10 protein-coding genes are annotated in these 10,724 nt (G+C 68.1%); all 10 read right to left on the bottom strand.

Annotated features, from left to right (window positions below):
• Positions 1-132: 132 nt before the first annotated feature.
• Complete coding sequence (locus tag K0M70_RS05245; RefSeq protein ID WP_290780224.1) at positions 133-423, bottom strand: hypothetical protein; 291 nt, start codon at positions 421-423, stop codon at positions 133-135.
• 100 nt (positions 424-523) lie between these two features.
• Positions 524-2,866, bottom strand: a complete 2,343-nt coding sequence (locus tag K0M70_RS05240) for a heavy metal translocating P-type ATPase (protein WP_290780221.1) — start codon at positions 2,864-2,866, stop codon at positions 524-526.
• Positions 2,867-2,880: 14 nt separating this feature from the next.
• Complete coding sequence (locus tag K0M70_RS05235) at positions 2,881-3,438, bottom strand: DUF411 domain-containing protein (protein ID WP_290780218.1); 558 nt, start codon at positions 3,436-3,438, stop codon at positions 2,881-2,883.
• 9 nt (positions 3,439-3,447) lie between these two features.
• Positions 3,448-3,984 (bottom strand): nuclear transport factor 2 family protein, encoded by a 537-nt coding sequence (locus K0M70_RS05230; RefSeq protein WP_034211226.1) that lies wholly within the window; start codon positions 3,982-3,984, stop codon positions 3,448-3,450.
• Positions 3,985-4,009: 25 nt separating this feature from the next.
• Positions 4,010-4,765 carry a cytochrome c gene (locus tag K0M70_RS05225; RefSeq protein WP_084062423.1) on the bottom strand — a complete coding sequence of 252 codons (756 nt, stop codon included), beginning with the start codon at positions 4,763-4,765 and terminating at the stop codon, positions 4,010-4,012.
• A 15-nt stretch (positions 4,766-4,780) separates the two neighbouring features.
• On the bottom strand, positions 4,781-6,013 hold the full coding sequence (locus K0M70_RS05220; RefSeq protein ID WP_290780212.1) for a copper oxidase: 1,233 nt from the start codon (positions 6,011-6,013) through the stop codon (positions 4,781-4,783).
• A complete protein-coding gene (locus K0M70_RS05215; protein WP_290780208.1) occupies positions 6,010-7,935 on the bottom strand; it encodes a TolC family protein in 1,926 nt (641 codons plus the stop codon). Before K0M70_RS05215 ends, K0M70_RS05220 begins: the two co-directional genes overlap by 4 nt.
• 98 nt (positions 7,936-8,033) lie before the next feature.
• On the bottom strand, positions 8,034-8,432 hold the full coding sequence (locus K0M70_RS05210; protein ID WP_290780205.1) for a CopL family metal-binding regulatory protein: 399 nt from the start codon (positions 8,430-8,432) through the stop codon (positions 8,034-8,036).
• A gap of 186 nt (positions 8,433-8,618) precedes the next feature.
• Positions 8,619-8,957, bottom strand: coding sequence for a four-helix bundle copper-binding protein (locus tag K0M70_RS05205; RefSeq protein ID WP_106989581.1), 339 nt, complete (start codon positions 8,955-8,957; stop codon positions 8,619-8,621).
• A gap of 366 nt (positions 8,958-9,323) precedes the next feature.
• Positions 9,324-10,724: heavy metal translocating P-type ATPase (locus K0M70_RS05200; RefSeq protein ID WP_290780201.1), on the bottom strand; the 1,401-nt coding region annotated here is incomplete at its 5' end.

Here is a 10,724-nt window from a genome sequence, read left to right as displayed (position 1 = left end):
GGGGGGGGGGGGCGCGGCGCCCCCCCGCGCCCCCCCCCCCCAGCAGCAGGGCCGCCAGGCCCGTCCATAGTCGTGTCATTGCTCTCTCCCTGCATCCATTGGCCGGGGCGGCAGCGCCGCCCCGGGCAGACATCACATGCTATTGCCCTTGGCGAACTCGGCGGCCGAGAGGGTGCCGTTCTTGTCGGTATCGAGCATGTCGAAATGCGCGGCGAGCTTGTGCTCCTTGGGGAGCTCGGTGCGACCGAGCTGGCCGTTCTTGTCGGTGTCGAGCTTGGCAAACTCCTCGGCCGACATCGCGGCCATATCGTGCGGCTGGGTCTGGCCATTCTTGGCGGCCATGTGGTCGTGGCCCTTGTCGTCGGCCCAGGCGAGCGGGGCGGCGATCAGCAGGGCAATAGCGAACGGAAGCAGACGTTTCATGGGGATATCTCCTTGGGGGACGAAAGAAACGAACCGGTGGTTGTCCCAACACCCACCGGTCCGGGATGCCTGCGCCGCCGCAGCGGACAGGCAAAAAACCTCACGGTTCGGCCGTGCGCAGGCGCAGCGCGTTGATCACCACCGAGACCGAGCTCAGGCTCATGGCCAGGGCGGCGATCATCGGGCTGAGCAACAGCCCGAACACGGGGTAAAGCACGCCGGCCGCGATCGGCACGCCTAGCGCGTTGTAGAGGAAGGCAAAGCCGAGGTTCTGCTTCATGTTGGCGACCGTTGCCTCCGATATCTGCCGGGCCCGCAGGATGCCGCGCAGATCGCCCTTGACCAGGGTCACCTGGGCACTGCTCATCGCCACGTCCGTGCCCGTGCCCATCGCGATACCCACATCGGCCAGGGCCAAGGCCGGGGCATCGTTGATGCCGTCGCCGGCCATCGCCACCCGCCGGCCCTGGGCCTTGAGGCTCGCCACTAGGTCCGCCTTGTCCTGCGGCCGCACTTCGCCGTGTACCTCGGTGATCCCCAAGGCCGTCGCTACGGCTTGGGCCGTGGTTGCGCCATCGCCGGTCGCCATGATCAGGCGCAATCCCACCGCCCGCAGTTGGGCGATGGCTTCGGGCGTTGATTCCTTGATCATGTCAGCCACGGCTAGCAGGCCGGCCGCCTGACCATCGACGGCCAGGAACATCACGCTCGCGCCTTCCGCACGCAGCCGCTCGGCGCCGTCGGCCAGCGTGCCGATCACCACGCCTTCTTCAACCATCAACGTCTGATTGCCTAACGCCAGCGCCCGGCCGTCAACACGGCCGCGCACGCCAATGCCACTGGCGGACTCGAACGCGTCAGGCGTGGAGAGATCAAGACCACGCTCGCGTGCCTCGGTGACGATGGCGGCGGCGAGCGGGTGCTCGCTGCCTTGGTCCAGGCTGGCCGCCAGGCGCAAGACCTCGGCGGGCGTGAATCCCGGCAGCGCCGCGGTGTCGCGAAAGCGCGGACGGCCTTCGGTCAGGGTCCCCGTCTTGTCGACAATCAGCGTATCGACCTTGCGCAATGTCTCGATCGCCTCGGCATCGCGGAACAATACGCCCACGCTGGCGGCCCGCCCGGTGGCCACCATGATGGACATCGGCGTGGCCAGGCCCAAGGCGCAGGGGCAGGCGATGATCAGCACCGCCACGGCATTGAGCACGCCATACACCCACGACGGCTCGGGACCGAAGAAGCCCCAGACCAGCAGCGTCAACAGGGCGATGGCCAGCACCGCCAGCACGAACCAGAACGCCACCTTATCGGCCATGCGCTGCATCGGTGCGCGGGAGCGCTGGGCATTGGCCACCAGTTGTACGATCTGGCTGAGCACCGTGTCGGCGCCGACCTTTTCGGCTTCGATGATCAGGGCGCCCGAGCCATTAATCGTCGCGCCAATGACCCGTTCGCCCACGATCTTGGCCACCGGCATCGGCTCGCCGGTCAGCATGGACTCATCCACGGTCGATTGGCCCTGCACGACCACGCCATCGGTCGGCACCTTCTCGCCCGGCCGAACGCGCAGCCGATCGCCCAGGTGCACATGCGCCAGGGGAATGTCCTCTTCGCTGCCATCGGGCTGGATCCGCCGCGCTGTCTTCGGCGCTAAGCCCAGCAGCGCTTTGATCGCTGCGGAGGTCTGCGACCGCGCCTTGAGCTCGAGCAACTGGCCGAGCAAGGTGAGCGACACAATCACCGCCGCCGCTTCGAAGTACACCCCCACGCGGCCGTGCTCCTGGAACGAGGCCGGGAACCAGCCCGGAACGACCGTGGCGGCGACGCTATAGCCGTACGCGGCCGCCACACCGGTCCCGATCAGCGTCCACATGTTCAGGTTCCGGGTGCGGACCGACGCGAACCCGCGCACGAAGAACGGCCAGCCTGCCCACAACACCACCGGCGTCGCGAGCGCCAACTCAACCCAGCTTCGCGTGGTCGCATCCAGACTCACCCAGCGGTGGCCGAACATCGCCAACACCAGCACGATCAGCGTCGCGGGCAAGGTCGCCCAGAACCGGCGGGTGAAGTCAGCCAGCTCCGGGTTCTCGTCCTCCTCCAACGAGGGCATGAGCGGCTCAAGCGCCATCCCGCACTTCGGGCAAATGCCCGGCCCGTCCTGGACAATCTCCGGGTGCATCGGACAGGTGTAGCGGGTGCCTGGCACGGCCGCGACCGGTGGCACCGGCGTTGGCGTCATCCCTTCGATCAGCGCATCGGCGTCCAGATAGCGCGCCGGGTCGGCCAGGAACTTCTGGCGACAGCGCTCCGAGCAGAAGTGGTAACGAGTGTCCCCGTGCAAGACGAACAACGGACCGGCGACGAACATGCCGCAGACCGGATCGCGGGGCTGCTCGGTCGGTGTTGTTCCCGGCGTCGGGGGATGGCTGGCGTGCGTGGTCATGTCCGAAGCTCCAGTTACTGCCCGTGTTGGCTAAAGGGCGTGCTGCTGCCGTCCTTGCCAATCAGGTAGACGGTGTAGGGGCGCGGTGGGCCCGGCATGCCAGGCGAGCCGACGGGCATGCCCGGGGCGGACAGGCCGCGGGCGTCGGGGCGCTCGGCCAAGAGACGGTGAATGTCCTCGACGGGCACGTGGCCCTCGATGAAATACCCCTCAACCTGGGCGGTGTGGCAGGAGCCCTTGCCGGCAGGAACGCCCACGCTGCGCTTGAAGGCGTCCATGTTGCGATCAACGACCACGCTCACCGGGAAGCCGGCGCCCTCGACGTGGCGGGCCCACAGGCTGCAGCACTCACAGTAGGGGTCCTTGTGCATGGTGATCGGTGGCAAGGCCGTGGGGTGCTCGGCGACATGGGGCGCGGACGTGTCATCCGCTCGCGGGGACGTCACGCTCGTCGCAGGGGTCGCCACCACGTGGGGACCGAAGGCTTCCGGCGGCGGGTCGTTGCGGCCCTCGCACGAAGCGAGGACCAGCGGCAGCACCACGGTGGTCAGGATCGAAGTCAACCGGCGCATGGCGGCCTCCTAGTGATGATCGCCCGGCGCTTTCGTGCGCGAGGACCAGTGGATGTGGACGATTTTCCAGCCAGCGTCCGAGCGCTGCACCAGCATGGTTTCGGTGCTGAGCACCGTGACCGGCTTGCCGTCCTTGCTCAGGTGCAGTTCGCTTTCGCTCGCGACCCAGGCCAGATCGCCGCTGACCTGGGCCGTGCGGCGGATCAGCTGGATGTGCGCGGTCTTGAGGAAGGCGGCGTCGCCCTTGGCGTGACCCCCCAGGTACTCGGCGGCGGAGCGTTCGGCGCCGCCGCTCTCCAGGATCAGCACATTCGGATCGAGCTCCGCGCCGGCGGCGTCGAGTCTTCCCGCGACCAGCGCGGTGGAGAAACGTTCGACGGTCGCCACCGCCGGCTGCGCCTGCGCAGGAATGTTCAGCACCGGGCCGGCGGTTGCCTGCGCGGTGGACGCGTCGTGAGCGTGGGGCGGGGTGACCGGGCCTTCAGCGAACGCGGGGCTACCGGCGGCGGCGAGAGAAAAGACAGCAAGGGTGGCAATACGCTTCATGGTGGTGGGTCCTGTCAGAGAGGGGTCAGTGGTCATGCGGTGGCGCGCCAGCGTCGTCGTGGGCCGGCGGCGGGGGCGCGTCGTGGTCGTGAGGCGGTGCACCGGCATCGTCGTGCGCAGCCGGGGCGGGGGCACCGTGATCGTGCGGCGCCGAGCCGGCATCGTCGTGCGGCGCGACCTCCGCGCCACCGTGGTGATCCGCGCTCTCGCCGTCCATGCCCGCCATGCCGGGCATGCCGTCGTCGTGCGGCATGCTCTCGCCGCCGCCGTGGTCATGGCCGCCACTGCTGGCCACCAGGGCCTGGTATTGCTCGGGCGACATCGTCGGCATCTGCTGCAGGAAGGCGACCATGTTCCAGATGTACTCGTCCGACATGCTCTTGCCCCAGGCAGGCATGCCCGAGGCCTTGATGCCGTGCTTGATGACCCAGAACGCGCGGGCGGGATCGGGCGCCCCCAGTTGGGTCAGGTTTGGCGGCGCGGGATACAGGCCTTGGCTGAGCTCGGTGGCAGCCATGCCCGGCGCGAGGTGACAGGTGGTGCACATGGCGGCGTAGTTGCCCGCGCCGGATTTCAGCTGGGCCGCCTCCCCCAGTGCGGGCACGGTGACGTCGTGGGCGCGCACGGCGATGGCGCGGTCCCGCGCCGTTTCGATCAGCTTGAAGACGACCGCCGAGTGCGGTTCATCGGCGCCGGGGTGCACGGCGCCAAAGTAGATGCCACCGGCCACAGCCGCGGCACCGAAACCCACGAGAATCAAACCACTCTTGATAAGGGACATTTGCGGATCTCCTGGTTAGCGGGGGCGACGGGGCGGGTTGCCGAACGCGGGATCGTTGCTGACGCGCCGGGCGACGGAGCCGGCAGGATTGCGGTACCAGCCCGGGTCGCTGAAATCGCCCGGCGCCAGGTCATCGCGCACCTTGACCACGGTGAACATGCCGCCCATCTCGATGTTTCCGAACGGGCCCTTGCCGACCATCATCGCCAGCGTGTTCGGGGGCCCTGGCATGCCGCCATCGGTATGGTCCTGGTGCTCGCCCATGCCGTCTTCGCCCATGGCCATGTAGCCCGGGAGCATCTGGCGGATCTTCGCCTCCACGCCGCGCTGGTCCACCCCGATGGTGTTCGGGATGTCATGTCCCATCGGTCCCATCGTGTGGTGCGACATATGGCAGTGGAACGCCCAGTCGCCCGGCACCGCGGTGAACTCGATATCGCGCATCTGGCCAACCCCGACGATTTCGGTGACCTCCGTGCGCCATTGCGAGCGCGGCAAGCGGCCACCGTCGCCGCCCGTAATGTGGAACTGCACGCCGTGCAGGTGGATCGGATGGTTCCACATGCTCAGGTTGCCCACGCGGATCCGGACCCGCTCGCCGGTGCGCGCCACGATCGGTTCGATCGCCGGGAAGACCTTGGAGTTGAAGGTCCACAGGTCGAAGTCCTGCATGATCGCCGGGTCCGGGCGGCGGGTGCCCGGGTGCAGCGCGAAGTTGTGCAGCAGGAACGCGTAGTCGCGGTCGATCGGAACGGCCTCGCCCCGCTTGGGGTGGATGATCAACAAGCCCATCATGCCCATCGCCATCTGCACCATCTCATCGGCGTGCGGGTGGTACATGTGGGTGCCGTGCTGCTTGAGCGTGAACTCGTAGGCGAAGGTCTCGCCGGGCTTGATCTGCGGCTGGTTCAGGCCGCCGACGCCGTCCATGCCGCTGGGCAGGATCAGGCCATGCCAGTGGATGGTCGTGGCTTCGCGCAGGCGGTTGGTGACGAAGATACGGATCCGGTCGCCCTCGGTCGCCTCGATGGTCGGCCCCGGCGTGGAGCCGTTGTAGCCCCAGCAGATCGCCTTGGAGCCGGGTGCGAACTCGTGCTCGAACTCCTCGGCGACCAGATGGAATTCCTTGACGCCGCCGTTCATGCGGTAGGGCAGGGTCCAGCCGTTGAGCGTGCGTACCTTGCCCGCTCGCGGGCGGGAGACCGGTGGCGCCTCCGGAGGCGCGTCGGGCTCTTTCATCTGGCTCATGTCGTGGCCCTGACTCTGGGCGCGGGCCATGCCCGTCGCGGCCGTCGTGACCAGACCGGCCCCTGCGCCCAGCAGGATGTCGCGTCGTGGGGTATTAATTGGGGGTGTGCGTGGGGGCGGTGGTGGGGGGGGGGGGGGGGGTCTTCGTCGGTTTCCTTCTCATCCTGCGTCGGCGGTGCGGGGGACGCCGGCGGCGCACCGTGCTGGGAGTGATCGACCGGTGTCGGTGTCGCCGGCATGTCATGGCCGCTGTGGTCCATGCCTTCCATTTCGTCGGCGGGCGCAGACGCCGGAACCGCGGGCGCGGCCGGTTTTGCTGGCATGTCCATACCGCTGTGGTCCATACCCTCCATCGCGTTGTCCGGCGCAGCCGCGGAGGCCGCCGGCGCATCCGACTTCGCCGGCATGTCCATAGCGCTGTGGTCCATGCCCTCCATCGCTTCGGCCGGAGCGGTGGGCATCGACGCCATGTCGTGGCCGCTATGGTCCATACCCGGCATCGCCTCCTCGGCGGACGGCGTCAGGATGTCTTGCACGCTGGGGGTGCGATCACCGATGGCGGCATCGCTCGGCAGGCGCTGGCCAACGGCCCGCATCAACTCCACACGCGCCAACCAGTAATCGCGCACGGCCTCGAGGTAGCTCTCGTAGGCGTTGTATTCCTGCACCTTGGCCTGGATCAGCTCGAACACGCCGATGAGCATGAAGTTCTGCTCCTGCTGGCTGCGCTCGACCACTTTTTCGCGCTGCGGAATCAGGGCATCGCGGTGGATCGCCACCACCTGGCTCAGTTCGCGGACCTGCTCGGCTCCCAGGCGCACCGCGTTGTCGACGCCCAGTTCCGCCTGAGCCACCCGGGCGCGGGCCTCGGCGAGCAGTGCCTCGGCCCGGGCCAACTTGGCTTGGCCCTGGTTGAAGATCGGCAGCTCCAGATCCAGGGTCGGGCCGCGAAGGCGCGTGCCATCGGCCTCGCGTTCGCGCTCGTAGCCAATCTCGCTACCGCCCAGCCACCGCAGTTTGCGCGTGATGCCGAGCGCGTCCATCAATATGTCGGCCTGCTGGCGGGCCGCGAGCAGCTCCAAGCTGGAGGTGCGCGCCAGTTCCGCCAACTGCTGGGGATCGTCTTCGGCGCCCACCGGCATGGGCAGACGATCGCTGGTCGCCCAGGCCGCGTCCTCGCCACTAAGGCCCAGCAGGGTATTGAGGGCCAGGCGGGCGCGGCCGGCGTCGGCACGGGCCCGGGCGGCGATGATGCGCGCCTCGCTGGCGGCGGCCTGTTCCTGCTTGAGCTGGAGCTCGCTGATATTGCCGGCATCAAAGAAGCGCTGCGCCAGTTCGGCCGCGGCATCGGCGCCACCGGCAACGGCCGTGCGCATATCCGCGACTTGCTGGGCACCCACATAGGTGTACCAGGCGGCTTCCACGTCGGCCGCGACATTCAGGACCGCGCCGGCGATCTCGAGCTTGGCGCGCTCGTACTCGGCGCGGGCCAGGCGCGTGCGCACCGGCAGCACCAGGATATCGGCCAGCGGCAAGGTCAGGCCGGCCAGACGGTTGTAGCCGCTGCCCGGGTCCAGATAGGACCGTGAGAGCGAGAGGGTGGGGTTGGATACCTGCACGGCCTCGAGCACGTCGGCCCGCGCCAGACCCAGCCGCGCATATTCTTGCTGGAGGCGGGGACTGCGCAGCATAGCTACGCGCACCCCCGCCTCGGCGGTCATCGGGGCACCGAGCCACTGGTCGATGGCCTGGCGCTCTGGGGGCGGTTGGCCCACCGCGGACCACTCGACCTGCGGGCCGCGTCGCTCGGCCAGCAGGGCATTGATGTCGGTGTCGCCGGGGCGCGACGCCAAGGACGCACAGCCACTCAGGGCCAAGGCTAGGGCCACGGCCAGGGCGGCCGGGCGGAAACGTACAGTCATGGGAAACCCTCCAAAGCACCCGCGGCGACAGGCCACGGGCAACGCGACCCGGAATGCGGGTCGAGCGAATGGGGCGGATCAAGGTCCGCCGGGAGGGCTTAGGCGATCGGAGGTCGAATAGCCGGCGCCGAAGGCGCGGCCGGGACCGACACCAGGCGGCCCAATTGGGCCACCCAGCGATAGGGGGAAACCGACCAGTCAGCGTCGGCGATCACGACGACCGGCGCGTGATGCAGGCAGCTGCAGGTGCAGGTGCCGCCGTCACAACAATCCAGCGGCGAGTCCGGGCTGGGCACGACGGGCTTCACGGTGGCCTCGTCATGGCACGACGCTATGTCGCCATCGGCCATCGAATGCCCCGCCGCCGCCATAGCCTGGTCCACTCCCGCGCTCTGGTGCGCGGCGTGATCGACCGCGGACGCGACCGACGGCAGCCCGGCGTTGGCGATCAACGCCAAAGCGAGCAGCAGGTGGCCGACGGTGCGCAGCAGGGACATGGCCGGAGTCTACACCCAGAAAAATGCGATGGGATACACCCCAGAACTGGGGAAGATGCGGGCTAGACCGCCAGTGGAGCCAAAAAGTTCCCCGGGCGGAGCGGGTCGCCGAAGTCCTCCGGCCCCCGTGGGGCCGAAGGAACGGGTTACCCGGCTTGGGAAGTTTTACCGTGTGGGGAGGGCAGTTCAGACCGACGCCGCCATCGCCTCGCAGGCTTGTGCGCACTCCCGGCAGGCGCGCACGCAGGCCTCCATGCCGTCCAGTTCTTCGCAGCTGGCGGCGCAATCGCGGCAGACCTGCGCGCACAGGCGGCAGAACTCGGCGTGGTACGGGGAATGATTGATCATGAGCGCGGCGGCGGCGCGGCAGGCCTCGGCGCAATCGATCATCAGGCGGAAATGATCCGGCGCCACGTGATCGCCGCCTTTTTCAAGGCAGGTGGTCAGAGCGGTGTGCTGGCAGTGCTGATAGCAGTCCAGACAGCTGCGGATGCAGGCCTGCAGTTCGGAAGACATGTGGTGCATGGGGGGCTCCTTAACGAGAGATAGGGGGGCGAGCCAAGGATTTAGTCAGCCCGCGCGTGTCGTGCTGCAAGATCAATGCCAGTCTGCGCGGTCCGTTGTGCCGCATCTTCCCGCCGTTCGATGCAAGACGGCACTGCAATAGTCATGCTGATTGCACAGATGTCCGGCAGATTGCACGCAGCAGCCGTATCCTCGGGCAAGGGTACTAAGGTCGCTTTGAGGCGGGCCGCCGAGTGATGACCGTGCGCAGCGCCGGGGACAGAATCGATGAACCCGGACCTGCCGGTGATTGAGAACACGCCGCGCAGTGCCTCAGCCATCGCAATTTTCCGTAGGCGCGAGCTAACAACGCCGAAACATCCGACGTTACGCGGAGTCTCTGTAAGCGAGCAGGCGCAGCGCGTTCGCCACGACCAGGAGGGTGGAACCCTCGTGGAAGAGCACGGCGACGCCCATCTTCATGCCCAGGATCGTCGCCGGAATGAGCAAGGCCACCATGCCCAGGCTGGCCCACAAGTTCTGGCGGATGATGCGCCGGGTCTGCCGGCTCAACCCCACGACGAACGGCAGGTGCTCAAGCTTGTCGCCCATCAAGGCCACGTCCGCTGTCTCGAGCGCGACATCTGAACCCGCCGCGCCCATTGCGATTCCCACCGAGGCGCTGGCCAGTGCGGGCGCATCGTTGACACCGTCGCCCACCATGGCCACCTCGCCCTCGGCGCGCAGTGCCTGGATCGCCTTGACCTTGTCTTCTGGCATCAGGTCGCCATACGCCCGGTCGATGCCCACGCTGGCGGCCACCGCATCGGCGACCCGTTGGTTGTCGCCCGAGAGCATCACCAGCCGGGTCATGCCGAGCTCGCGCAGTCGGGCCATCACCGCCTTGGCGGCTTCCCGGGGCGTGTCCATCAAGCCAACGGCGCCCAGGTAACGGTCTCCCTGTCGTACGACGAACACCGTCCGGCCTTGATTCTCCAAGTCCAGCACGCGCGTCTTCAGCGCGGCGGGCACGGCGGCACCCCCGAGCTCATCGAACAGGCTCTTCTTGCCCAGGTGCACGGTCTCGCCGGCCACGGTCGCCTTCAGGCCGCGGCCTGTAAGGCTCTCGAGGTCCGTCGCCTCAGGGACAGCGTGCGAGCCCAGACGGACCAGGCCATCGCGCACCACCGCGGCAGCCAAGGGATGGTCACTCAGGCGCTCTACGGCAATAGCGACGCTCAACAGTTCCTGCGTCGTCACGCCGTCAGCGGGCATGACGTCCGTCACCTGCGGTCGGCCCTCGGTCAGCGTGCCGGTCTTGTCGAAAGCCAGCGCGTGCAGGACGCCCAGCCGCTCCAGCGGGCCGCCACCCTTGATCAGCACGCCGCCCCGTGCGGCCCGCGCCACGCCGCTTAACACCGCGCTGGGCGTGGAGATGGCCAAGGCACAGGGACTGGCGGCTACCAGCACCGCCATGGCGCGGTAGAACGTCGCGCTGAACGGTTCATCCACCACCAATCCGGCGAACAGCAGCATCCCCACCAGCACCAGCACCGCGGGAACGAAGATCTTCTGGAAGCGGTCCGTGAACAGCTGCGTCGGGGATTTCTGGTGCTCCGCCGAGCGCACCAGTTCCACGACTCGGGCCAAGGTGCTCTGGTTGGCGAGGCGGGTGACTTCGACCTCCAGGACCTTGCCCTGGTTGATGGTGCCGGCGAAGACGCGATGCTCGGGGCCGACCGCGTCAGGGCGTTGCCTGGCCTCGGCCGCGTCCACCACCGGCCGCTT

It is taken from the genome of Arenimonas sp., from assembly GCF_019459675.1.
Classification (GTDB): domain Bacteria; phylum Pseudomonadota; class Gammaproteobacteria; order Xanthomonadales; family Xanthomonadaceae; genus Arenimonas.
The sequence above is the reverse complement of the archived record's forward strand: the minus strand, read 5'-3'. Positions and strand labels throughout refer to the sequence as shown.